The 25,927-nt window shown below is 45.4% G+C and carries 22 protein-coding genes; 2 read left to right on the top strand and 20 right to left on the bottom strand.

Translation table 11 applies throughout. From position 1 onward, the window contains the following. Positions 1 to 5 precede the first annotated feature (5 nt). The 18 genes from mutM to D2910_RS00545 all read right to left on the bottom strand — a co-directional run bounded on the left by mutM (position 6) and on the right by D2910_RS00545 (position 22,146). Positions 6 to 875, bottom strand: coding sequence for a bifunctional DNA-formamidopyrimidine glycosylase/DNA-(apurinic or apyrimidinic site) lyase (mutM, locus tag D2910_RS00630; RefSeq protein ID WP_101801718.1), 870 nt, complete (start codon positions 873 to 875; stop codon positions 6 to 8). A gap of 15 nt (positions 876 to 890) precedes the next feature. Continuing rightward, a complete protein-coding gene (gene polA, locus D2910_RS00625) occupies positions 891 to 3,509 on the bottom strand; it encodes a DNA polymerase I (protein WP_117312071.1) in 2,619 nt (872 codons plus the stop codon). An 80-nt stretch (positions 3,510 to 3,589) separates the two neighbouring features. After that, positions 3,590 to 4,561, bottom strand: coding sequence for a protease modulator HflC (hflC, locus tag D2910_RS00620; RefSeq protein WP_117312070.1), 972 nt, complete (start codon positions 4,559 to 4,561; stop codon positions 3,590 to 3,592). Further along, the gene (gene hflK / locus D2910_RS00615; protein ID WP_117312069.1) at positions 4,548 to 5,525 is read right to left on the bottom strand and encodes an FtsH protease activity modulator HflK; all 978 of its coding nucleotides are present in this window, start codon (positions 5,523 to 5,525) and stop codon (positions 4,548 to 4,550) included. The genes hflC and hflK overlap by 14 nt, the downstream gene beginning before the upstream one ends. A gap of 192 nt (positions 5,526 to 5,717) precedes the next feature. After that, positions 5,718 to 7,115 (bottom strand): two-component system histidine kinase PnpS, encoded by a 1,398-nt coding sequence (gene pnpS, locus D2910_RS00610; RefSeq protein ID WP_117312068.1) that lies wholly within the window; start codon positions 7,113 to 7,115, stop codon positions 5,718 to 5,720. Next, positions 7,112 to 7,822 (bottom strand): response regulator transcription factor, encoded by a 711-nt coding sequence (locus D2910_RS00605; RefSeq protein WP_084246463.1) that lies wholly within the window; start codon positions 7,820 to 7,822, stop codon positions 7,112 to 7,114. The genes pnpS and D2910_RS00605 overlap by 4 nt, the downstream gene beginning before the upstream one ends. A gap of 44 nt (positions 7,823 to 7,866) precedes the next feature. Continuing rightward, positions 7,867 to 8,343 carry a MaoC/PaaZ C-terminal domain-containing protein gene (locus D2910_RS00600; RefSeq protein WP_084246465.1) on the bottom strand — a complete coding sequence of 159 codons (477 nt, stop codon included), beginning with the start codon at positions 8,341 to 8,343 and terminating at the stop codon, positions 7,867 to 7,869. A gap of 141 nt (positions 8,344 to 8,484) precedes the next feature. Further along, positions 8,485 to 9,423, bottom strand: a complete 939-nt coding sequence (gene mdh, locus D2910_RS00595) for a malate dehydrogenase (RefSeq protein WP_117312067.1) — start codon at positions 9,421 to 9,423, stop codon at positions 8,485 to 8,487. Positions 9,424 to 9,566: 143 nt separating this feature from the next. After that, positions 9,567 to 10,835, bottom strand: a complete 1,269-nt coding sequence (gene icd / locus D2910_RS00590) for an NADP-dependent isocitrate dehydrogenase (RefSeq protein ID WP_084246469.1) — start codon at positions 10,833 to 10,835, stop codon at positions 9,567 to 9,569. Positions 10,836 to 10,933: 98 nt separating this feature from the next. Then, entirely contained in the window at positions 10,934 to 12,049 is a 1,116-nt protein-coding gene (citZ, locus tag D2910_RS00585) for a citrate synthase (protein WP_117312066.1), read from the bottom strand. Positions 12,050 to 12,235: 186 nt separating this feature from the next. Next, positions 12,236 to 12,619, bottom strand: a complete 384-nt coding sequence (locus tag D2910_RS00580) for an FxsA family protein (RefSeq protein WP_338088647.1) — start codon at positions 12,617 to 12,619, stop codon at positions 12,236 to 12,238. Positions 12,620 to 12,645: 26 nt separating this feature from the next. Next, entirely contained in the window at positions 12,646 to 14,406 is a 1,761-nt protein-coding gene (gene pyk / locus D2910_RS00575; protein ID WP_117312064.1) for a pyruvate kinase, read from the bottom strand. A 21-nt stretch (positions 14,407 to 14,427) separates the two neighbouring features. Next, complete coding sequence (gene pfkA, locus D2910_RS00570) at positions 14,428 to 15,387, bottom strand: 6-phosphofructokinase (protein WP_084246477.1); 960 nt, start codon at positions 15,385 to 15,387, stop codon at positions 14,428 to 14,430. Between the two features lie 146 nt (positions 15,388 to 15,533). Further along, positions 15,534 to 16,499, bottom strand: a complete 966-nt coding sequence (gene accA / locus D2910_RS00565; protein ID WP_084246479.1) for an acetyl-CoA carboxylase carboxyl transferase subunit alpha — start codon at positions 16,497 to 16,499, stop codon at positions 15,534 to 15,536. Continuing rightward, entirely contained in the window at positions 16,492 to 17,364 is an 873-nt protein-coding gene (gene accD, locus D2910_RS00560; protein WP_117312063.1) for an acetyl-CoA carboxylase, carboxyltransferase subunit beta, read from the bottom strand. Before accD ends, accA begins: the two co-directional genes overlap by 8 nt. Further along, on the bottom strand, positions 17,348 to 18,001 hold the full coding sequence (locus D2910_RS00555) for a FadR/GntR family transcriptional regulator (protein ID WP_101801708.1): 654 nt from the start codon (positions 17,999 to 18,001) through the stop codon (positions 17,348 to 17,350). Before D2910_RS00555 ends, accD begins: the two co-directional genes overlap by 17 nt. 112 nt (positions 18,002 to 18,113) lie before the next feature. Then, complete coding sequence (dnaE, locus tag D2910_RS00550) at positions 18,114 to 21,179, bottom strand: DNA polymerase III subunit alpha (RefSeq protein ID WP_240633544.1); 3,066 nt, start codon at positions 21,177 to 21,179, stop codon at positions 18,114 to 18,116. Between the two features lie 22 nt (positions 21,180 to 21,201). Then, the gene (locus tag D2910_RS00545; RefSeq protein ID WP_084246487.1) at positions 21,202 to 22,146 is read right to left on the bottom strand and encodes a DHH family phosphoesterase; all 945 of its coding nucleotides are present in this window, start codon (positions 22,144 to 22,146) and stop codon (positions 21,202 to 21,204) included. A gap of 92 nt (positions 22,147 to 22,238) precedes the next feature. Between D2910_RS00545 and D2910_RS00540 the strand changes: the two genes are divergently transcribed. Then, positions 22,239 to 22,538: a YtpI family protein gene (locus D2910_RS00540; RefSeq protein WP_084246489.1), complete on the top strand. Its 300-nt coding sequence runs from the start codon at positions 22,239 to 22,241 to the stop codon at positions 22,536 to 22,538. A 36-nt stretch (positions 22,539 to 22,574) separates the two neighbouring features. Here the strand turns inward: D2910_RS00540 and D2910_RS00535 are convergent, their stop codons facing one another. Next, entirely contained in the window at positions 22,575 to 23,882 is a 1,308-nt protein-coding gene (locus D2910_RS00535) for a DRTGG domain-containing protein (RefSeq protein ID WP_084246826.1), read from the bottom strand. Positions 23,883 to 23,981: 99 nt separating this feature from the next. Beyond that, on the bottom strand, positions 23,982 to 24,662 hold the full coding sequence (locus D2910_RS00530) for a metal-dependent hydrolase (RefSeq protein ID WP_117312061.1): 681 nt from the start codon (positions 24,660 to 24,662) through the stop codon (positions 23,982 to 23,984). 90 nt (positions 24,663 to 24,752) lie between these two features. Between D2910_RS00530 and D2910_RS00525 the strand changes: the two genes are divergently transcribed. Next, positions 24,753 to 25,850 (top strand): M24 family metallopeptidase, encoded by a 1,098-nt coding sequence (locus tag D2910_RS00525; RefSeq protein WP_117312060.1) that lies wholly within the window; start codon positions 24,753 to 24,755, stop codon positions 25,848 to 25,850. Positions 25,851 to 25,927: the final 77 nt, after the last annotated feature.

Raw genomic sequence — 25,927 nt, 5'->3', positions numbered from 1 at the left:
AACCCTCATTTTTGGCATGTTGGACAGAAAACAGATGTGCGTCCCCCGATTTTCAGGGTTTTCGTCACACTGCCACATGTCATGCATTGTTTTTTTCCATACATCGCGAAGCGGTTTTGCATGCCTCCCGATTCACCGTTGATGTTCCGGTAATCGGAAATTGTGCTTCCTCCAGCTTCTATACTTTCCAGTAAAATATCCACGATTGCTTGAAACAGTTCAGCACGGCGCTTTCTGCTGATTCGATGTGCAGCGCGGTTCGGATGGATTTTCATCCGGAACAGAGCTTCCGTTGCATAGATATTGCCGGCACCCGAAATGACCTGGCCATCCATGATCACTTCTTTGATGGGTTTATTCCGATATTTCGGGCTTTCTGACATATCGAGAAAATGCTGCAGAGCGTTTTCGTCGAAAGGTTCAGGAGCCATCAACAGCAGCGGCGGATAGTCCCCTTCTTCATTCAACACCCGCATTTCACCAAAACGGCGGATGTCCGAATAGGCCAGCAGATTGCCATCGCTCAGCGTCAGCACGACATGGACATGCTTGCGGAATTTATCTTCCGGTATCGCCATCAGGCTGCCCACATAAAACCAGGCACCAGACATCCCCAAGTGATTCACTAACAAAAACTCGCCATCTTTTCTTAAGCCGAAATAGATGTACTTACTGCGCCGCTCCACACTGACAATCTGTGAACCTTTCAATCGTTCAATAAAACTGTCGGCCTCGACTTTTTTTAGAACGGCTTCCTTGCCTCCGGTTTTAGACAGCCGGATCGTATCGGATACAAAAACATCTTCTATTTTCTTGCCGATCGCAACTGGCCGTATCTGCCGGACCACACCTTCTACTTCAGGAAGTTCAGGCATCCCAACGGCCTCCAATCATTTTGTTTCATACCATGTGTCACCGGATGCGATATCCACTTTCAGCGGCACATTCAATTCCATCGCCGATTCCATCACTTTTGGAACCAACTCCATCAATTTAGCCAATTCATCTTTTGGCGCTTCAAAAATCAGTTCATCATGCACCTGCAGCAGCATATTGGCTTTCAGGCCTTCACGTTCAAGTGCTTCGTCCATATCTATCATCGCTTTTTTAATGATATCTGCTGCGCTTCCTTGAATCGGCGTATTCATTGCTGTGCGCTCCGCAAAACTGCGGAGGTTGAAGTTTGAACTCGTAATATCAGGAAGATAACGTCTCCGGTTCATCAATGTCGTGACAAATCCATCCTTTTTCGCAGAAGAAACGATATTCGTCATATATTGCTGTACGCCCGGGAAACTCTTCAGATAGCGGTCGATGAATTCCGCCGCTTCTTTCCGCGGGATATTCAGACTTTGGGATAATCCATAATCACTGATGCCATAGACAATACCGAAGTTGACAGCTTTGGCCGCGCGCCTCATATCACCCGTCACTTCTTCCAACGGCACATGGAATACATCCGCCGCTGTGGCGGTATGGATATCCTGATCATCTTTGAATGCCTGCACCAGCCGGTCATCTTCAGACATATGGGCAAGTACGCGCAATTCGATCTGTGAATAATCGGCCGCGACCATGACCCAATCCGGTTCAGAAGGTACAAACGCTTTTCTGATTTTACGCCCTTCTTCAAGCCGGACAGGAATGTTCTGCAGATTCGGATTCGTTGAGCTCAATCGGCCCGTTGTGGTAAGTGCCTGTTGGAAACGGGTATGGATTTTGCCGTCATCATGGATTTCCTTCAATAAACCTTCTATATAAGTGGACAGCAGTTTGCCGAGCTGCCGGTAAAGCAGGATATGTGAAATGATCTCGTGCTGGCCTTCCAGTTTCTCAAGAACGTCAGCAGCTGTCGAATAGCCGGTTTTGGTTTTTTTCAGAGCAGGCAACCCCAGTTTTTCAAAAAGGATCACCCCTAATTGTTTAGGTGAATTGATATTGAATTCCTGTCCGGCAAGACTGTAGATCTCAGATTCGATCTTTTCCAATTTCGCGGCCAGTTCTTCACCCATATCCGATAACTGCGCTTTGTCCACTTTAACGCCGAGCGATTCCATTTTGCCCAGAACCGAAGCAAGCGGCAGCTCCAATTTATCGTAGAGATCAAATTGTTGATTGTCTTCCAGCTTTTTGATGATGATGTCACGCACTTTCCAAATAGCGCGCGCTTTTCTCGCAATATGTTCATTCAAGACAGCATCATCCGGTACTTTCTTTTTAGCGCCTTTGCCATAGACCTGTTCGTTTGTCGATACATCGGTGTAGCCGTATTCCAAAACAATATTGGCCATATCGGTATACGTCAGTGAAGGGTTGACTATATAGGCACCCAGCATCAAATCGAAATCGACGCCGTCCAGTTCAATCTCACTGCGCAGGAATGCGGCAGTCGATGCTTTTGAATCGGACATGTATTTTTTCTTCGAAGGATCTGCCAGCCAGGTTTTCAAAATATCCGAACCTTTTACAGCGTCCATCGGTATTACATAGGTGTCAGTTGCATCAGATAACGCAACCCCAAGAAGGTCGCATGTATGATAATGTTCATCATACATTTCCAGATGGACGGCCATTTCACCCTTCAGTATGGAAGGCTCAATTTCGGTCACGACCGTAAATTTCAATTCTTCTTTGACAGTTTCTTCTGCCGTGTAATCCATTTTCTCAAGCAAAGATTTAAAGGCAAGTTCGCTCCAGACCCGAACCAACTCGTCCTGATCAGGACCTTCGTAACCGAGATCATCAAGCTTCACTTCTACAGGTGCCTGGCGCTCGATCGTAGCGAGCTGTTTGCTGATGTAGGCCAGGTCTTCATTGGCGACCAGTTTTTCTTTCATCTTGCCTTTCTGCTGGTCGATCGCTTCATATACGCCTTCCACTGAGCCGTGGGCTGCGAGCAGTTTCAAGGCCGTTTTTTCACCGACTCCAGGAACTCCCGGTATGTTGTCGGAAGAATCCCCCATAAGGCCTTTCATATCAATGATCTGCAATGGTGTAAGACCGTATTTCTCTTTAATATGTTCAACGGTGTATTTTTCAATATCGGTGATGCCTTTACGTGTGATGTATACAGTCGTCGAAGGAGATGCCAATTGGGTCAAATCCTTATCCCCTGAGATCACGATCACTTCGTCGCCTTGCTTTTCCGCTTCCAGGCTCAAAGTTCCGATAATGTCATCCGCCTCGTAATTCGGCAGTTCATACTGCTTGATGCGATATGCATCGATCAACTTCCGCAAATAAGGGAACTGCTCGGATAATTCGGGTGGCGTCTTTTGGCGACCGCCTTTATATTCACTGAACGTTTCATGCCGGAAAGTGGTCTTCCCCGCATCAAAAGCCACCATCATATGGGTAGGTTTTTCCTCTTCAAGAATTCGTTGGAGCATCATCGTGAAACCGTATACAGCATTTGTATGGATGCCATTTTCATTAGTCAGCAGCGGCAGCGCGAAAAACGCGCGGTACGCCAAGCTATTGCCGTCCAGTAATAGTATTTTCTTAGCCACAAAATTACCCCTTTCAATAAAAAACCGTCATTCCCTTTATTTTACCACGAGGGCAAAAAGAAGAGAAATGACGGAAGGTTTTATTCCATTATACCGGTTAAAACACTGGCATATGGTGAATCTGACGGCAGGATAATGACTGTATCTTCCCCGATGGTTTTTGTATATGACTGGAGTGAACGATACAGCTGATAGAATTCGGGGTCTTTGGAGAACGATTCGTTATAGATTTTCGCAGCCTCCGATTCTCCTTCTGCCTGAATCAGCGCTGCTTCTTTGCGGGCGGTTGCGATAACTTCCTGGGCTTCCCGGTCAGCCTGCGCTTCGATTTCGCGTTTCTTCGCATCACCTTGCGATAAATAGTCCTGAGCCGTGGAGTCCCGCTCAGAAATCATACGGGTATAAACTGATTGTTCGTTTTCCGCCGGAAGATCCGTCCGCTTCATGCGTACATCCGTGACACGGATTCCATATCGGTCTTTTTCCAGCAGTTCATTGACTTTAGCTGTGACATTGTCATTCAGGCTGCCTCTTGAAGAATTTTCGTCGTTGATGATTTCATCGTAATCCAATTGGCCAAGTTCCGTCCTGATGACTGAGTAGATGAATTCTTCCATTCGGGATTCAGCATTGACGATGGTAGCGGCATTGCTGATCAATTCACGCGGGTCCACTACTTCCCATACAGCATAATTATCAATAATGATCCGCTTTTTGTCTTTCGTGTTGATCTCCGCTTCCGATACATCATAGATCATCTGATATTTCGGCAGCGTTGTCAGACTCTGGATGAAGGGAATCTTTACATGGAGGCCCGGATCCTCTTTGATATCCACGACTTCACCAAACTGGCGAACTACGCGGTACTCGTTTTCCTTCACAACGTAGACGTTTGCAAATAGGGTAAGCAATACAATCAAAGCAAGTGACAGCCCCAAAATCAGCTTCCAGTATTTTTTGAAGTTGATGGGATCTTTCGGCTGTTTTTTCGGCTTGGATGGTTTATAAACATCAAATTTGCTGGGTTCATTCTGCGGTTTATTCGTTTCCATCTGTATCGCCTCCCGTCTCAGTTTCTGCAGCCGGCGGCAATAATGTCTGGCTGTCACCAAGCGGCCAGTATTTCATCGTGCCGCCTTCATCGTTCATGATGTAGAGTTTTGCATTCGGCAATACGATTTCTAAGGTTTCAAGGATCAACCGCTGTCTGGTGACTTCGGGATTCGCTTCATACTCTGCAAATAATTTATCGAAAACCGCTACATCACCTCGAGCTTGTTCCACCCTGGCCACTTTTTGGCCTTCAGCACGGGAATTGATCGCAGCTTTTTCACCAAGAGCTTCGTTGCGTTTCTGGTTCTCATATTTCCTGGCTTCGTTGATTTTTGTATTCATGGTTTCGCGTGCGTCTGTGACATTAGTGAAAGCCGCACGAACTTCTTCATTCGGCAATTCGACATCCTGCAATTTGACTGCAAGAACAGAAATTCCGATATCGTATTTTTCGATTAACGAAGCAAGAAGATCACGCGTTTCCGCTTCTATTTCCGCTTTTCCCGAAGTCAATGCATCATCGATCAGAGAGCTGCCGATGATAGACCGGATGGAAGCCGAAGTGGCGTCATGCAGAATCTCTTTCGGCTCTTCAGCATTGAAAAGATATTTTTTCGGATCGGTGATCTTCCATTGTACGACCAAATCGGTCAGCACTATATATTCATCACCTGTGATCATTTTTGTTTCTTTGTCAAAAGAGACAATCTCCCCGTCTTCATCCTGGCTGTAGCCGAATTGAAGACTGTAGGTTTCTTTGGAAAGCACTTCGGCCCGTTGAATCGGCCATGGCATCTTAAAGTGCAGACCAGGTTCCACAATGGTTTCATTGGCCACACCAAAAGTGATGATAACCGCTTGTTCAGATTCATCGACGGTATACCAGGACGTCAGAACCGCTACAAGAAGCAATATACCGAGAATAGAAAGCCCGATGATGGACAGAACTTTTTTTGCTGTCATAAGTTTTCCTCCTTATTTATGTATAATAAATATACGGAAAACCACATGAATAGTTTCACCAAAAAAAGAAAAAGGACCTCGTGGAAGGTCCTTTTTCTTTAGTGGGTGTTGAAAGGGGGTTCTATTAGAAGATACCACCCTTATGTGAAGACAGTATTAATGCAATGTAAATCTTTGTATATTTATAATGTTTCAGTCGGCCAGAGGAAGATAAATAGTAAAGACGCTCCCGCGTCCCGGGATGCTTCGCACCTCAATCTTTCCATGATGCGCTTCCACCAAATGTTTGACGATGGACAAACCGAGTCCCGTTCCACCGGAATTTCGGCTTCTGGCTTTATCCACGCGATAGAAGCGTTCGAACAGACGGCTGATTTCAGATGCTTCAATTCCAATTCCTTCATCCTCAACTTCCACGACCGCCTGACTCCCTTTTTGCGATAACCTGACTGTAACCGTTTTTTCAGCAGCGGAATATGTAATGGCGTTTACAAGCAGGTTCATCATGATCTGCACCAGACGGTTCGCATCCCCGGATACATAAACCTCATCCAGGAAAGTTTCGCATTTCATGTTCTTTTCTTCAAAACGGGAATGGACCATTTCAAAGGCGTATTCGATAACAGCTTTCATATCTGTAGGTTGTGCATCCACTTCAAAGCCGCTCTGTTCAACACGTGATAATTCCAACAGCTCTTCTATTAAAGTTTCCAGCCGGTTCGTTTCTGTCTGGATAATTTCAAGAAATGACAGTAAAGTGGCTTCTTCTTTATATGCACCGTCAATAAGCGTTTCTGAGAATCCTTTAATCGATGTCACCGGTGTCCGCAATTCATGGGATACGTTCGCCACAAAATCTTTCCGGATCTGTTCAAGACGCTTCAATTCGGTAATGTCATGCAGCACGATGACGATACCCAGCCATTGCTCATGGCTGCCGATGACAGGAGCTCCATAAACTTCGATTGCCCTGTTATTGATGCCCGACTGGTACTCCAATTGTTCCCTTGCCGGAGTTTCAGTCATAAAGACTTTTTCAATGAAACCCGCAAATGTTTCGGGAATCGGCAATTCCCCATAAAATTTACCTATTATATCATCTGCATTCAATCCGAATTCATTTTGGAAATACTTGTTCGAAAGCGAAATCTTCCCTTGCCTATCGACCATGACCAAACCGCTGCCCATGGTTTCAATAAGCGTTTTCAAACGCTCCTGTTCCATCTCGCGGACAGCTGTTATTTCCTGGAGGTTCCGCGCCAGTACATTGATCGTTGAACTGAGTGGAGCAGAACCTATATCCGAATCTTCATAAGCCCTTGCGCGGTAATTGCCTTTTACCAGCTCCATTGCAGTTTCTGTAATATTTTCAATAGGGGCGATATGAATCTTGATAATACGGTAACCGATGACTGCCGCAAAAACGAATGCAGCAATAAATACAAGTGCCAGTATCAGCCAAAACTCGGCATCACTGCCCATTTCCTGTTGCAATGGCAAAATCTGGACCACAACAATATAAAGGCTGACCAAAAGTGTACCGAGCCAAAGAAGCAGTGTGCCCAGAAGGCGCCGCCGAAATGGCATCATACAGCTTTAGGCTCCTCGAATTTATATCCAAGGCCGCGAATCGTTTTGATGAAAACGGGCTTACGGCTATTTTCTTCTATCTTCTCTCGCAGGTGACTGATATGGACATCCACAATTCGAGTATCCCCTGCAAAATCATATTTCCATACTGCGCTTAATAATTGATCCCTGGTTAGCACCCTGTTTTTATTTTCCATCAAATAGACCAGCAGCTCGAACTCTTTCGGTGTGAATTCCAATTGCTCATCATTAAGAAAAGCTTCGTAACGATCAGGATAAACTTTCAGCTCTCCCAATTTCATTTCAGATGAAGATGAATCTTCCCGCTGGACTTTGATGCCTTCAGACCGGCGAAGTACGGCTTTGATCCTCGCAACAACTTCCCTAGGGCTGAATGGTTTGGTCATATAATCATCTGCTCCGAGTTCGAGCCCCAATACTTTATCGAACTCATCATCTTTGGCAGTAAGCATGATGATGGGTGTGCTTACTTTTTGCAGGCGCAATTCCTTGCAGATTTCCACACCGTCCATTGATGGCAGCATCAGATCTAAAACTATAAGAGATGGTGCCTCTTTTAATGCAAGCTCAAATCCTTCTTTGCCGTCATTTGCGACAATTGTTTCATATCCGGCTTGCTTCAAATTATAAGACAGCAATGTAGCGATGGATTGTTCATCTTCAATGATTAAAATTTTCTTCTGCATTTTACAGCCTCCACATTCAGTTTGAAACCCCCATTTCAAACCAATTAAAAATTATCCATTGCTTCAGTGGTCAGCTTGCTCAGCACTTGAGGCGGATTAGCCACAAGAATCCCTTCGAGCACCATTTCACCATTTTCATCCGTCGCTTCCACACGCACAGTAACTTCGTTTGCCGGTACATTCACTTCTGTCACTTCCAGAAGAAAATCAACGGTTGCGTAATGGAATACAGGCTTTTTGAATTTCAGATGCTGTTCGGTGATATACGAACCCGGTCCCGGCAGGTACTTCGATACTGCAGAAGTGATGATGCCAGTGAGCATCGCAGTTGGAACCACGGGCTTTTCAAATTTTGTCTGAGAAGCGAAATCATGCTGGATATACAGCGGATTCCCGTCATTTGTAAGGCCCAAATAAAGCAGAAGATCTTTATCCTCGATATTTTCTGTCAGCTTGAGCTTCTCACCTGTCGCCATATCTTCGATTTTACGGCCTAACTTCCGTTTCTTTCCAAGCAACATTAAAATCCCCCCTGTTGTCTTAATACTTTAATAATATCAATTAAGTACTGAAAAGCAAACCGCGTGCGGATATCAGCATTATTAAACTATATAAAACAGCAAGAAAAAACGGACAGGAAACCCCTGTCCGCCTCTCACTGTTTACGCTAAAATCTCCATGACCGCTTTTACTGATTCGGCTGATTTATTCAATAGCGCTTTTTCTTCTTCATTCAGATCAATTTCAAATATCTTCTCGATCCCGCCAGCTCCAAGGATAGTCGGAACTCCCAAATAGATTCCATCCATTCCATATTCACCTTCCAGATAGGCGATAGCCGGTAATACGCGACGCTGATCTTTGATGATCGCTTCAGCCATTTCCACAAGTGATGCCGCAGGTGCATAATAAGCGGAACCATTGCCGAGAAGATTAACAATTTCAGCTCCGCCTTTTCTGGTGCGGTCAACAATTTCATCCAACCGCTCTTTGGAGATCAGCGTTTCAAGCGGAATGCCGCCTGCATAGGAATAGCGGACGAGCGGCACCATGTCATCACCGTGGCCTCCGAGCACAAAGCCACTGATGTCTTTGACGGACAGATTCAATTCCTGTGCGATGAACGTTCTGAAGCGCGCGGAATCGAGTACGCCCGACTGGCCGATCACACGCTCTTTTGGAAAGCCTGAAGCTTTGAATACTGTATAAGTCATGGCGTCCACAGGATTTGTCAGAACGAGAATGGTTGAATCGGGTGAATAATTGACGATTTCCGCGGTAACGGATTTCATGATCTTTTGATTGGTCTGAACCAGATCGTCCCTGCTCATACCGGGCTTTCGTGCGATGCCGGCGGTGATGATGACCAGATCCGAATCTTTGGTATCCGCATAGTTAGCAGTACCGATGACATTCGAATCGTAGCCGATCACCGGCCCTGCTTCCGCCATATCCAGGGCTTTGCCTTTTGCCGGATCTTCCATTTGCGGTATATCAACCAGTACGACATCACCTAATTCTTTTTGAGCCAGCAGAAAAGCAGCTGTTGCCCCTGTAAAGCCTGAACCGATTACTGAAATCTTTTTGCGTTTGAATGTCATGCTATCTCTCCTTGAAATCAGATTTTCGTATCAACAAAAATAACACTTCCTACTCCATACTGTTTCCTTTAAGGGAGGATCTGAAACAACGCCATAAAATTTTGTCATAAAAAAAGAGAGGGGGAAATCCCCTCTCTCCAAAATTACATGTTTTTGATTAGCTCGTCAGCGAATGCTGAAGTTTTAACTTCTGTTGCGCCGTCCATAAGACGTGCAAAGTCATAAGTTACAACTTTAGAAGCGATTGTTTTTTCCATTGAGTTTGTGATCAATTTAGCCGCTTCGCTCCAGCCAAGGTGTTCAAGCATCAATACACCTGAAAGGATGACAGAAGACGGGTTCACTTTATCAAGGCCAGCGTATTTAGGCGCTGTTCCATGAGTAGCTTCGAAGATCGCATGTCCAGTATCGTAGTTGATGTTCGCTCCAGGAGCGATACCAATTCCGCCTACTTGAGCAGCCAAAGCATCTGAAATGTAGTCGCCGTTCAAGTTCATTGTAGCAACTACATCGAACTCGCTTGGACGAGTAAGGATCTGCTGAAGGAAAATATCAGCGATTGAATCTTTGATAAGGATCTTGCCTGAAGCAAGAGCTTCTTCCTGTGCTTTGTTTGCAGCATCAGTTCCTTGCTCGTCTTTCACTTTATCGTACTCGTTCCACGTGAAGACTTTATCGCCGAATTCCTGCTCAGCAACTTCATAGCCCCAGTTTTTGAAAGCTCCTTCAGTGAACTTCATGATGTTGCCTTTATGAACAAGAGTTACAGACTCGCGGCCTTCAGTCAATGCATAGTTGATCGCTGCGCGCACAAGGCGTTTTGTTCCTTCCTCAGAAATTGGCTTGATGCCGATACCAGATGTTTCTGGGAAACGGATGTTTTTAACGCCCATTTCGTCAGTCAGGAAAGAGATCAATTTTTTCACTTCATCGCTGCCGTTAGCGTATTCGATGCCTGCATAGATATCTTCAGTATTTTCACGGAAGATGACCATGTCAGTGTCTTCAGGGCGTTTAACCGGTGAAGGCACGCCTTCGAAATAACGGACTGGACGCAAGCAAGTGTACAAATCCAGTTCCTGGCGAAGTGCTACGTTCAATGAACGGATACCGCCGCCGATTGGTGTAGTAAGAGGACCTTTGATTGCGATCAAATATTCACGGATCACTTCAAGAGTTTCTTCCGGAAGCCATTCGCCAGTTTCGTCGAATGCTTTTTGGCCAGCAAGAACTTCTTTCCATACAATCGATTTTTCACCATTGTATGCTTTGTTTACCGACTCTTCCAAAACGCGTGATGCTGCATGCCAGATATCCGGGCCAGTACCATCACCGATGATGTATGGAATTACTGCATTGTTAGGTACGTTCAATACACCGTTTTCTACTGAAATCTTTTCGCCGTTTGCCATGTTAAAATTCCTCCTGTGTTCAAAGTCATAGGGCTGCAGAATATGCCAGCCCCATCATCTTTATATTTTTTGCTTCTATTATAGAGTGTCTGCGAAAATTATCTTTCTTCAACCGGAACATAAGACTGCATTCCAGGCCCGATATATTCTGCGCGCGGACGGATCAAGCGATTGTTTGAATACTGCTCAAGGATATGAGCCAACCAGCCCGATGTGCGTGATACCGCAAAAATCGGTGTGAACAAGTCATGTTCAATGTTCAATGAATGATAAACAGAAGCAGAATAGAAATCCACGTTCGGTGGAAGATTTTTCTGTCCAGTTACGATTTCATCAATTTTAATCGACATTTCGTACCATTTCTCTTCACCGCGGATTTTTGTCAATTTCTGGGACATTTCACGCAAGTGTTTCGCACGCGGGTCACCTTTACGGTAGACACGGTGGCCGAAGCCCATGATTTTTTCTTTGTTTTCAAGTTTTTCGTTGATCACTTTTTCTACGTTATCCACTGAACCGATTTCTGTCAGCATTTTCATGACTTGTTCATTGGCTCCACCGTGCAATGGTCCTTTTAGGGCACCGATTGCAGCAGTAACACCTGAATAAACATCAGAAAGAGTTGCGACAGCAACACGTGCAGTGAATGTCGATGCGTTCAATTCGTGGTCAGCGTGAAGAACCAAAGCCTTGTTGAAAGCTTCTTCTTCGATGTCAGCAGGCGTTTCCCCTGACAACATATAAAGGAAGTTGGCTGCGAAGCTTAGGTCCGATTTAGGTTCTACCGGTTCCTGGCCATTGCGGACGCGTCCGAATGCAGTCACCAAAGTAGCGATTTTAGCCTGGATGCGGATCGCTTTGCGATAGTTCGCCTCAGGCTTCATCACTTCAGCTTCTTCATCAAAAAGACCCAGCATGGATACTGCTGTACGCAGAGCAGCCATCGGATGGACATTTTTAATGTCGTATGTTTTGAAATGATCCAAAACAGCTTTAGGAACTGACATATTGTCAGCCAATTGCTGTTTCAGTTCAGCAAGTTCGTCGGCTTTCGGCAAACGTTGATGCCATAATAGATAAATCACTTCTTCAAAGCTGGCGTTGTTAGCCAGATCATCGATATTGTAGCCAACATATGTAAGCGTGTCATCAATAATAGAACTGATGGCGGATTGTGTAGCTACTACACCTTCTAAACCTTTTGACGATGTCATAAAATTCGCTCCTTCTCCAGTATAATTCATCATTCCACAAAAAAAGGCAGAATGATGATTCATCTGCGTTTATGAAACTCTGATAAGTTCCTTACCTTGTTCATTATAATCAATAAACAGGGCTTTGTGAATGAAAACGCTTGTTTTTCTGTAAGATAGGCAAAAAAAACAATAAAAATACTCGGATTATCCTACTATAACCCGAGTATTTTTCATTCTTTTTTGGATGAAACGGTGAACCAATGGCTTATACAGTTTTTGAGTTGGCTTAAATAACAGGCTGAAACCGACAGCATCCGAGATAAATCCAGGAGTCAGAAGCATCACGCCTCCGACCAGGACGAATCCCGCATTCAACAGGTTGTCGCCGGGCGGCTGGAAATTCGACATCGCCTTCTGGATATCTCCGACCGCTTTCAGTCCCTGCTTTTTAGCGAGGAATGCCCCAACCAATCCTGTCGTAATAATCATGGCAACAGTAGCGAAGAAGCCGATATTGTTCGCCGCCCAAATCAGCAGCGCCAATTCCAGGGCCGGCACAACAATCAATAAAGCGATCAGCCATTTCATAATTGAACGGTCACCTCCTTTATTCGTTACAGCACACTAGCGTGCCCGTGGTAAATGACACCTGTTTCAGCATCGATGGTGATATCTTCATTATTTTTGATGACACTTGTCGCATCTGCAACTCCCACTATTACCGGGATGCCAAGGCTAAGACCGACCACCGCTGCGTGGCTCGTCAATCCGCCTTCTTCAGTGATTAGGCCGGCGCACTTTTCGATTGCAGGCATCATTTCACGGTCGGTGCCGATTGTTACAAGAATCTTTCCTTCTGTGTCCACAGCGTTGGCTTCTGCAGCTGATTTCACAACAAGAGACTCCCCGTAAGCAACGGTTTTACCGATTCCTTGCCCTTTAGCAGCGATATCTCCGATTACATGTACTTTCATCAAGTTGGTTGTCCCTGCTTTACCGACTGGAACACCTGCCGTTATCACAACTAAATCACCATGATCGACATATTCATGCTTCAAGCTTTCTTCAACTGCAGTTGCGAATACCTCATCCGTTGAAGATACCGGCATGCCGACAATCGGCTGGACACCCCATACCAATGTCAGTTTCTTAGCTGCAATATCGGAAGAAGTTACAGCAACGATCGGTGATTCAGGACGGTATTTAGAAATCATCTTGGCCGTCGTTCCGCTTTCTGTAGGAGCAATAATGGCTTTGACTTTCAAGTTCAACGCTGTATAAACGACGGCTTGTCCAATAGCTTCCGTCATATTGGCTTCTTTATCTTTTCTTCTGTTCGATACCAGCTGCTTATAATTAAGCGCAGATTCTGTAGTCATTGCAATACGGTGCATCGTTTCTACGGATTCTACCGGATAGATTCCGGCCGCTGTTTCACCGGAAAGCATGATCGCGTCCGTGCCATCGAAAATCGCATTCGCCACATCACTTGCTTCCGCTCGTGTCGGACGTGGATTCCGTTGCATCGAATCGAGCATTTGTGTAGCAGTTATAACCGGTTTACCCGCGCTATTGCATTTTTCGATAAGGGATTTCTGTACCAATGGCACTTCTTCCGCAGGAATTTCAACGCCAAGGTCTCCCCGGGCAACCATCAGGCCGTCAGAAACCATAATGATGTCATCAATATTATCGACACCCTCCTGGTTTTCGATTTTCGGAATGATCTGGATATGAGATCCGCCGTTCTTTTCAAGAAGTTCACGGATTTCCATTACATCCGAAGCTCTTCTCACAAAAGATGCTGCTACAAAATCCACTTTCTGGCTGATGCCAAACAGGATGTCCTGTGCATCTTTTTCTGTAATCCCTGGCAATTGAACCGATACGCCTGGAACGTTTACGCCTTTTTTGCTTTTCAGCGTACCTGCGTTTTCAACGATTGTATGAATCAAACCGTTTTGCTGGTCAACACTTTCAACGCGCAATTCAATTAAGCCGTCGTCCAGCAGAATAATTGAGCCTTCCTGCACATCCTCAATCAAGTGATCATAAGTGATTGAGAATTTTTCAGCTGTACCTAATACTTCTGTCATAGATATTGTGATTTTCTGATTGGTTACTAAATCAATTCCGTCGTTCTCCATTTGATGGGTACGGATTTCGGGACCTTTCGTATCGAGCAGTATGCCGACAATCTTGCCTGTTTTCTCCGAAGCTTCCCGAATGCGTTTAATGCGTTCAGCATGCTCTTCATGATTGCCGTGCGAGAAATTCAAACGCGCGACGTTCATTCCCGAATTAATCAGGGCTTCCAGTATTTCCGGCGATTCACTCGCTGGTCCGATGGTACATACAATTTTGGTTTTTCTCAATTGACTCACTCCATTTGGCATTTAAATTGATAATTCTTTTGATAAAGTATACAAACTCATATCAGTGTCGTGTTCACCAGTAAACGCTTTTGTCATATCATAGTCTACCACTTGATGATTTTTCATGCCAATAGCGCGACCGCCGGGACCATCCAATAGGACTTCCACTGCGCGTGCGCCGAAAAGGCTTCCCAGAACACGGTCACGCCCTGTAGGTGAACCGCCTCTTTGAATATGTCCAAGAACGGATACCCTTGTTTCCAGTTCGACTTTCCCTTGGATCATTTCGCCAAGTTCATTGGCGCTCATGACACCTTCAGCGACAATTATGATACTATGCTTTTTACCGCGTTTTTTCCCTTTTTGCAGACGGTCGATCATGTCGTCCATATCAAAATCCACTTCCGGAATCAATATGGTCTCTGCACCGCCAGCCAATCCTGCCCATAACGCGAGGTCACCCGCATCACGGCCCATCACTTCGATGATGAACGTACGCTCGTGGCTCGTAGCGGTATCCCGGATTTTATCAATCGCTTCTATTATTGTATTCAGCGCTGTATCAAATCCGATTGTATAATCAGTTCCTGGAATATCGTTATCGATGGTGCCGGGTACACCGATACATGGGAACCCTTTTTTTGTCAATGCCATCGCTCCACGGTACGATCCATCTCCCCCGATTACGACAAGGCCTTCAATTCCGAATTTCTTCAACTGCTCGATAGCACGATCCTGGCCTTCATCAGATTTAAATTCTTCGCATCTGGCAGAATATAATTTCGTTCCGCCGCGCTGAATAATATCCCCTACATCACCGGCTTCAAGCTTTTCGATGTTGCCTGCCAGCAGCCCCTGGTAGCCATAATAAATCCCGAAAACTTCCACCTCATGATAGATTGCTTTCCTGACTACCGCACGCACTGCAGCATTCATTCCTGGCGAGTCTCCGCCACTTGTTAACACTCCGATTCGCTTCATAATCCATGCCTCCTGATCTTCCTGATACTTTAATCACCTTACCACGATTTACAGCCTGCTGTCAGGTCAGTTCCCCTGAATTCAGAAGTAAAATACCTGTTCTTATATATTTATCAAAAGACACAAAAAAACCGCCGAAGCGGTTCCTATTCTGTAAATACACCGATTGCTTTGAATTTATTGTATCGCTGATCAATCAGGTCCTCTGGGTTAAGAGGATTCAGTTCGCTCAAAGATTTTTCAATGGCTTCAGACAGTAATTCGGCCTGCTTCAACGGATCGTGATGCGCCCCTCCACGTATTTCAGGAATCATCCGTTCGATGATGCCCATTTCGAGAAGATCAGGTGCTGTAATTTTCATGGCTTCAGCCGCTGTCTGGGCCAGCGCAGAATCTTTCCACAGGATTGACGCAGCTCCCTCCGGAGAAATTACGGAGAAAGTTGAGTTTTCAAGCATCAGGATGTGATTCCCTACTCCAAGTGCCAATGCTCCTCCGCTTCCGCCTTCACCAATCACGATAGAGATGACCGGTACTTCAAGGCCTGCCATTTCCACAAGATTACGCGCAATTGCTTCACTTTGTCCTCGTTCTTCTGCTGCTTTACCGGGATAAGCGCCTTTCGTATCGATCAGGCAGATGATCGGCCGATTGAACTTTTCAGCCTGTTTCATAAGGCGCAGCGCTTTACGGTATCCTTCAGGATGAGGCATGCCAAAGTTTCGGCGTACATTTTCCTTTGTGTCCTTGCCGCGCTGATGACCGATCACCGTTACCGGCTGCCCTTTAAAAGAAGCGATTCCACCTACAATCGCTTCATCGTCACCATAAAGGCGATCGCCATGAAGTTCGATGAAATCATCAAAAACATGTGGTACATAATCCAATGTAGTCGGACGGTTAGGGTGTCTTGCTACCTGGACCCGGTCCCACGGTTTCATGTCTTCATAAATATCGATTTCCAGTTTTTCCAGTCTGGCTTCCAAACTGTTAATTTCTGTACTCAAATCCACTTCCGCATTCTCGGTATATTCTTTCAGCTCTATGATTTTTTTTCGGAGCTGTATTAACGGCTCTTCAAAAGGCAATGATTTCTGTACTTTCTTAGCCATTTGCCACAGCTCCTTTCGTATGCAATTTGATCAGGGAAGACAAAGTGTTTTGCATCTTATGACGATGTACGACTGCATCCAGCTGCCCGTGCGCCAATAAAAATTCAGCTGTCTGAAAATCTTCCGGTAATTTTTCGCGGACTGTCTGCTCTATTACTCGGCGCCCGGCGAACCCGATCAGCGCCTTAGGCTCTGCGATATTGATATCACCCACAGACGCGAAACTTGCTGAAACGCCACCTGTTGTCGGGTGCGTCAATACGGAGATGAACAATAACCCTTCGTTGCTGTGCCGTTTCAATGCCACACTTGTTTTAGCCATCTGCATCAAGGATAGAACACCTTCCTGCATCCGGGCTCCGCCACTCGCCGTAAAAATGACAAACGGATAACCTTTATCGGTAGCAAGTTCGATGGCGCGGGTTATCTTTTCACCGACTACAGAGCCCATAGAGCCCATCCGGAAATGAGAATCCATGATAGCTGCAACCAGTGGCTGCCCATCGATTTTCCCGATGCCTGTCAATACCGCTTCATTCAAGCCGGTTTTCTTGCTGTCCGCTTCGATTTTTTCAGTGTAACCGGGAAAACCAAGTGGATTGCCTGTTTTCAAATGATTGTCAATGGATTCAAAAGAACCTTTATCCATTAAACTCTCCACTCTCTCCTGTGCCGTCATCTTACAGTGATGATCACATTTCGGGCACACTTTTTGGAGCTTCGCCATCTCTTTCGTCAACTCGATATGTTTGCATTCCGGGCATTTATACATCAAGCCTTCCGGTACATCTTTCGCGGCTTTGGACGGTATAGTCGGATCGTTGCGTTCTCTGTTGCGTTTGAATATATCACGAATCATCGTCATCTTTTCCAGTCTCCTTTTGCAGCCATGCAATCCAGGTTTTCAGGCCCTCAGTGGCTTTTTCAGTATCCTGCTGCCTGATTGCAGCTAAAATATTCTCGAGCATCGCAGTTTCTTCTATTATTATGCGTTCTTTGTATGGATTGCCGCTGTACTGCGCCAATAACAGCCATATCTTCAAAGATAGCCTGTTTCCTGATAAAACCATTATTTCCCTGACAAAATCTTCGCGACTAAAGAAGTCGCCCTCATCAATACGTTTTGAAAAACCGGTCCATACCGGTAATCGGCTTGAATTGGCATCTCCGCAAATTGTTCGGATAGCTGAAATTTCGTGGATCAACCGCGTCTCCCATACATCCTTTTGAGACTGATTATCCTGCAGTATGAAAGTTGACAGAACTTCCACCAAGCGATGGTTGCGATAATCTGACAAAAAGGTTCCTTCTCCTCTTCGTGTTTCGATCAATCCGAGTAACTCAAGGCTTCTCAGAGCTTCCCGAATTGTAGATCGCCCAACTTTCAAAGTTTCCGCCAATTCCCTTTCGGATGGAATCCTGTCGCCAGGCCTGATATTTTCCTGGCTGATCATTTTGCGTATATCCAGGACAATGTCCAAATAACGTTTTGGTTGGTTCATAACAGACCTCAGTTTCCATTTTTTTGAAAGTGGTCTGACCACTCATATTCCTACAATACAAAAAAAATCGTCCGACGTAAAGAAAAAACTGCTTTTCCGACTGGAAAAGCAGTTACAAATTGATATTTTTGCAGATAATCGATGTCCGGTTCATCCGGTTTTCTATTGTTCCCTGCACTTCGATGATTGCCTGTTCTTTCAAAATGGCATTATATTTTGCATACTCTTCCGGAAATAATGTGACCGATGCCGGACCTGTATCATCCTGCAGCGTGACAAACGCCATCGCATCCCCTTTTTTTGTTCGGATCCTTTTGATGTCTTCGATCATGCCCAGCACAATAACCCGATCTTTATCGGGTTTGTGCTTCAGGGATTTCAACTCATCGAAATTTTTCTGCCGCTGTTCTTTTTCCCTTTCGATCGGGTGTGTCGAAAGGTAAAATCCGAGCACTTCCATTTCCAGATCCAATTTCAGATTCTCAGGAATCGGTGAAGCTTTGGTGTATTTCGGCTTCATGAAGCTTGCGCCCATATCGTCAAACAGTCCGGGCTCCTCATCCGGTTTAACAAGCTCCGCATGCTTGACAGCACTGTCCAGTGAGGCGAGCAATGTTGCCCGGTCAAGTTCGAAGTCGTCCAGTGCACCAGCTTTTATAAGCGGTTCAAACGACTTGCGTGTGAAGTGGATGGCCGAAATCCGCTCAGCTACATTAAATAGGCTGCTGAACGGTCCACCTTCTTTTCTGGAGGCAATTAAAGCATTTATGACGTTGCCTGGTACGCCTTTTATACTGTTCAAACCAATCCGCACTTTACCGTCTTCAATGGTAAACGATTTATAGCTGCTTTGAATTGATGGAGGCAAAACAGGAATCTTTTTCTCCTTTATTTCCTGAAGGAGCTGCTTGGTCTTTTCAGCATTGCCAGAGGCGTTGCCGAGCATTGCAGCGTAAAAGTATATGGGATGATTCGCTTTCATATACGCCAGCTGATATGAAATCATACTGTAAGCGACTGCATGGCTTTTGGGGAATCCGTAATCGGCGAAACGCACGATTAAATCGTAGACTTCGGTGGCTTCACTTTCCTTGAAACCTTTCTTTAAAGCCCCTTGAACGAAATGGACTCTTTCCTGATCCAGGATTTCACGTTTCTTTTTACTGACCGCGCGCCTCAGAATATCCGCTTCTCCCAGTGAAAAGCCGGCCATACGGGCGGCAATCTGCATGATCTGTTCCTGGTAAACGATGACGCCGTAAGTTTCAGAGAGTACCGGTTCAAGAATCGGATGAACGAATGTTACGGTTTCCTGTTTATGTTTTCTTTTTGCATATAGCGGTATGAATTCCATGGGACCCGGTCTGAATAATGCATTGACCGCCACGATATCGCCGAAAGCGGTGGGTCTTATCTGCCTTAAAGCATTTCTCATGCCATCTGATTCCAATTGGAATACGCCGCTTGTGTCACCCTCAGCCAGTATGCTGAAAGTTTTTGCATCATCCAACGGCAATTTACGGTAATCGATCGATTTTCCCGTGCCTCTGGCTAGAAGTTTTTTTATTTGCTCCAAAATGGTCAGATTACGCAAACCAAGAAAATCCATTTTCAATAAACCGATGGCTTCAAGATCCCCCATCGGCCATTGGGTCAAATAGATTCCTTCGTTCCCTTCTTCAATTGGGACATAATCCACCAATGATGAGGGGCTGAGAATGACTCCGGCGGCATGAGTGGAGGCATGACGCGGCAATCCTTCCAGCTGCAGCGCTGTTTTAAACCAGGTTTTCCGTTCTTCGCGTGCGACAATCCAGTCGTTCAGTTTACTATTTTCCTTCAAAGCAGATCTTAAAGTTGTGCCTGGACGGCTCGAAATCATCTTTGAAATGGCCTCCAGGTCTTCAGCTTCGAAACCAAAGACACGTGCTGTATCCCTTGCCACCGCTTTAGCGGATAAAGTGCCGAATGTGATGATTTGCGCGGTTCTTGCCTGCCCGTATTTATTCGCGACATATTCCACTACTTCGTGCCGCCGGTGATCGGCGAAGTCGATATCGATATCAGGAAGAGTAACCCGCTCCGGATTCAGGAACCTTTCAAAAAGCAAACCATGTTCAAGTGGATCGACATCTGTAATATGAAGGGAATATGCAACCAGTGAACTGGCGGATGACCCACGGCCTGGTCCTGTCATTATCCCTTCATTTCGGGCAAATTTCATAAAATCTGAAACGATCAGAAAATAATCGATATAGCCCATCGATTTAATGACACCAAGTTCATACTCAAGTCTGGCCAGATATTCCTTTGGCACATTGCTGGCATTCAATCTGCCTCTGAGTCCATCCAAACAGATATTTTTTATGTATTCCGCTTTATCCACTTCTTTTTCCAATGGAAAAACTGGTAACAGCTGCCTGTTGGTCTGGATGCTGACTTTGCAGCTCAACAGCATTTTTTCTGCAGTTTCCAACCATTCAGGACGGTCCGAAAACCAATTCGTCATTTCTTCAGCGGCAGGCGCAAAAGCATCTGTATGTTCCGGCTGCAGACGCTGATCATCTGAAAGTTTTAGCCCCTGCCCGATGGCGGACGCCACTTCATATGCAAAAGCTCCTTCTTTTTTCAGGTATCTGACTTCCTGTGTCGCCATGATCGGCAAGCCCGACTGTTCGCATGCTGCGATAAATCTCGTTTCATTATCTGAGACATTTCCGCCTGGGCGCTGCACGGATCCAAAACATCTTTTCCCAAAAAGTTGATAAATATAATCGAATGCACCATGGCGATCGGTCAGCGTCCAGTCAATCGCATTCGGTATCACACATACAAGCCCTTCTTGATATGCGTTCAGCCATTGTTCCGGAATCGCCTTGCGTTTTCTTGTGGCCAACGCGCTGGAAATCTTCAAGAGATTACCATAGCCTTGATTGGACTGGGCATAAAGCACAACGGGATAAGGCTGTCCGTCGTATTCAATAAATGTTGAAAAACCGATCACCCCGTGGATGCCGGCTTGATAGCAGGCTTCCCAGAATGGCAGTACGCCGTACAGTTTCGAATTGACGATTGCGACCGAAGAAGTCCCTTGCTGTTTCAGAAAAGGGAAAAGTTCATCAAGGCGCACCGTACTTTTCAACAAATCTGCTGACGTACTTATATATGGATAAACCATTGACAAAGCAATCCCTCCTTTCTTATTCCGCGTTTGCGCAAATTTCTTTCAGCCGGTCAATCACCCGGTCAGCTTCTTCCCATGAATAAGCCGTTGCTCCTGAAGCCATCGGATGGCCTCCGCCGTTAAACTCTTTTGCCAATTCGTTGATGACAGGGCCTTTAGAACGGAGACGCACGCGGATCTCTTCTTCTTCCTCGATGAATATTACCCATGCCTTCATTCCTTTCACATTACCCAGGGAACTGACAAGCAACGAAGTTTCGGTTGCGGTGACTTCAAATTCCTTTAAGATATCCAACGTGATTTTTACATACGCAGCTCCATTTTCATCCATTTTAAAGTTCTGGTACATATAGCCTTGCAGATGCAGAAGCTTTCTCTCCATTTCATACATGCCATTGTGAAGCTCGTTGCGGTCAAAATCACTCTTGATCAGTTCACCGGCAATCCGGAAAGTTTTTTGTGTTGTGCTCGGAAAAAGAAAGCGCCCCGTATCCCCAATTATGCCAGCATACAGCTGGCGGGCGGCAGTAGCCGGCAGCTTCCAATTTTCCTGGACTTGGCCAGCTTCAAATAATTCATAGATGAGTTCAGAAGATGAACTTGCGCTAGTATCCACCAATAATAGATCACCATACGCATCATCGTTGGGATGATGATCAATCTTAATGATTTTATCTCCTTTTAGATAACGCTGATCGTCAATCCGCTCAGTATTAGCAGTATCCGTAACAATAACCAGCGAACCATTATAGTCTTCATCAGCCACCTGATCTTGAGTCCCAAGAAATTCCATCGTCGAATCGTGTTCTCCAGCAGCTAAAATCGTTTTTTCAGGATAGTTATGTTGCAGTATGTATTTTAATCCGAGCTGTGAACCATATGCATCTGGATCAGGTCTCACATGCCGATGGATAATGATCGTTTCGTATTTTTTAATTGTGTCGATGATTTGACTGTTCATAGGGCATTCCTCCATTTTTCAAGGAAATCCATTCGCATTCGGCCACATTTCTCAGTACAATAGAAGAAAGTTTCGGAATACAGGAGGTCCTTATGCTAATTTTTATATTTTTAATGATTTTTTCAATTGTGTTCTATTTCTATTATAAAACAAAGCAATTTCGAGCAACATTGCCAATCCGTAAAAAGTGGTATGCTTCCACAGCAGCTTTCTTTCTAGGAAGTTTCGGAGTGTTTTTGGGTATTGATCTGCTGATTGTCTTTCAGACCCCGCTCACCTATATAGTTGCCGGTATTTTTATCATTCTGGGACTGGCATTTTGCATCCATAATTACAAAGCGGCAAGACATTATCATAAATTCGTCGCTGAAGAAGCACGGCTGAACGAATAGCAAATCCCCCTCTAAGTGAGGGGGTTTTTTATTTCTCTAACGGTCCAGCAGTTGGAAAGTCAGCATCGCTTTCCCGACAATCTCCCCTTCAAACGACACTTCGATATCCACTTTAGCCGATTTACGGCTGATATCCAAAATCGCAGGTTTGATGTAAATAAGGGAATCCAGCTGAACCGGTTTCAGGAAATAGACCGTCATATTTTCAAGCACACTGTCCTTACGATTTTTCGTCTTCAATGCGCTCGTTGCGGCTTCAGACAGTATAGTGGTGTAAGCACCATAGGATATTGAACCATACGAATTGGTCATTTGAGGCGTTACCCGGAATTCCAATGAAAGCTTTTCATGAGGCTTCATCTGCAGCTGGCTGATGATGAGATCGTCTATCGTTTCACCTTGCTGCGGTTGCCGCTGCGCTGTCTGAATGGCTTTCAATACATCCTGTCGGCTGATGACCCCACATAATTTGCCTTGGTCATCGATGACCGGCAGCAGATCAATCCCTTCCCATATCATCCGGTGTCCCGCCGATGCTACACTTGTTTGCAGCGTGACTGTAATGGGATCTTTCGTCATTGCTTTCTCTACGCTGTCCTCGTCCGTAAAACCGATAATATCACGAGACGTCAATATCCCGATTATCCTTCCTGTATCATCGACTACCGGAAATCCGCCGTGCGTGGTTTCCTTGTTCAATTCACGGTAACGGCTGATTGGATCATGATGATGAAGGTAATGGGTATTCTCAAGAGGAATCAATATATCCTCTATTAAAAGTATCTCTTTTTTGATCAGTTGGTCATAGATGGCCCTGTTGATCATCGTAGCAACGGTAAACGTATCATAGCTGGTCGAAATGACCGGCAATTCATATTCATCCGCCAGTTTCTTGACTGTATCCGAAGCATCAAAGCCTCCGGTCACTAATACAGCGGCACCAGCCTGAAGCGCATATTCATGGGCTTTAAGGCGATTGCCGACGATCAGCAGGTTGCCGGCTTCCGTATAACGCATCATGTCTTCGAGCTGCATCGCGCCTATGACGAATTTAGTCAATGACTTATGCAAGCCGGTCCGCCCCCCCAGCACTTGTCCGTCAACGATATTGACGATTTCGGCATACGTCAGCCGCTCAATGTTCTCTTTCTTTTTCCGTTCGATGCGGATGGTGCCGACACGTTCAATTGTGGAAACAAGCCTTTTGTTTTCAGCTTCTTTTATTGCGCGGTAAGCTGTGCCTTCACTGACCTGCAATTCCTTAGCGATCCTGCGGACGGATATTTTTTCCCCGACTTCCAGCGTTTCAATATAATCAAGTATCTGTTCATGTTTCGTCGCCATGATTTCACCCATTCTTTCTGCTTTCCTGATGCTTTTAGTGTACCATATTTCCTAATACAGAAACCCCCGAAGAATGATTGCTCCTCGGGGGTTCTGCGTTTAAATTTCGAACTGGTCGCCAGCTTTCATAACCTTCACTTCAGAGCCTTTGACCAACTCCTTGAATTTTTCAGGGTCCTGCTTAATCGGCGGGAATGTATTGTAATGGATGGGAACTACTGTTTTCGCTTTCAAAAGTTCTGCCGCATATGCCGCATCTTCAGGGCCCATCGTAAAGAAATCGCCGATCGGCAGGAACGCGATATCAATGTCATTGCGTTTGCCGATCAGCTCCATGTCTCCGAACAAATCGGTATCGCCTGCATGGTAAATCGTCTTTCCTTCCGCTTTGAAAAGAATTCCTGCAGGCATGCCGCCATAAATGACATCTCCGTCTTCTGTCGTATATGAAGAACTGTGGAACGCTTTCGTGTATTTGACGGTTCCAAAATCGAATTCCTTTGCACCGCCCAAATTCATGCCGATCGTTTCAAATCCGAATGTTCCAAGATAATTCGCCAGCTCGACCGGCGCCACAACCGTGCAGTCATTTTCTTTGGCAATGTCCACCGTATCACCCACATGATCGTTATGCGCATGTGTAAGGAGAATCATATCCGGCTTTTCTTTGCTGGAATTCAGGTCGCAAAGCTTATTGCCATCGATGAATGGATCGAATAAAATCGTTTTTCCTCCGGTCATGATTTTGACGACTGAATGTCCGTGATAAGAAATTTTCATGTTATCCCTCCATTTAAGTATGCGTTCAGTTTCTAGCTGTCTTATACCCTCATCTTTGTTATGCTACACATATAGAGGAGGAATTTACCTATGAATAAAATCAGTAATCTGCAGAATTACCTGAAAGAGAACAGTATCGATGCAGCATTCATCACTAACCCGGATAACGTGTTTTACTTCACGGGATTCAAGAGCAATCCGCACGAACGGCTTCTAGGGGTCATGATTTTCAGCGATTCCGAACCTTTTCTGATCTGTCCCCAAATGGAGATTCCGGATGCCAAAAGTGCTGGATGGAACGGCAAGGTCGTCGGACACACGGATACAGATAACGCAATGGAGGTCCTGTACCGGACAGCAAGTGAAACAGTTTCCTCCATATCTGCACTGGCAATCGAAAAAAACCATATGATTGTAGAGCGGTATGATGCAATCAATGAGTTTTTCCATTCTCCGACCATCGTTGGGATCGATGAAAAAACAAGTGCCATGCGCGTTATCAAAGATGCTGCTGAAATGGAAATACTTCGCGAAGCAGCGGAGTTGGCCGATTATGCAATTGAAGTGGCTGCGAAAACAATCAAAGAAGGCATTACTGAAATCGAAGTCATGACTGAAATCGAACTTGCATTAAAAAAACGCGGAGTCACACATATGTCGTTCGATACCACTGTATTGACCGGAGACCATGCTGCTTCTCCGCATGGCAAGACAGGCGACCGCAAACTGCAAAAAGGTGACCTTGTCCTGTTTGACCTAGGGGTCGTCCACAAGGGGTATTGTTCAGATATCACCCGCACGCTGGCTTTGGGTGAACCAGGCGAAGAACAGAAAAAAGTCTATGACATAGTGCTGGCAGCTGAACTGGCTGCCTTGAACGCCGTCAAACCAGGTGTTACAGCAGCTGAACTGGACGGCATTTCACGCGGTGTTATCGAGGAAGCGGGATACGGTGAATACTTCACTCATCGCCTTGGCCACGGACTCGGCATTTCTGTCCACGAGTTCCCTTCACTCCATGGCTCGAATGATATGAAAATGGAAGCCGGCATGGTCTTCACAATTGAACCCGGCATTTATGTACCCGGCAAAGTGGGTGTCAGAATCGAAGACGATCTTGCCGTTACCGAAGATGGCGTCGAAGTGTTGACGAAATATCCGAAAGAACTGCAAATCATCAATAACTAAAAAAGAGCTGCGCCGGAATTTTATCCGGCGCAGCTTTTCATGTTCATGCAGACTGCATAACAGCTGCAAGCATCTAT

Origin of the sequence: Planomicrobium okeanokoites (assembly GCF_003428875.1) — a bacterium.
GTDB lineage: Bacteria > Bacillota > Bacilli > Bacillales_A > Planococcaceae > Planococcus > Planococcus okeanokoites.
Note: the sequence above shows the minus strand (reverse complement) of the source record. Positions and strands in the feature narration are given on the sequence as shown.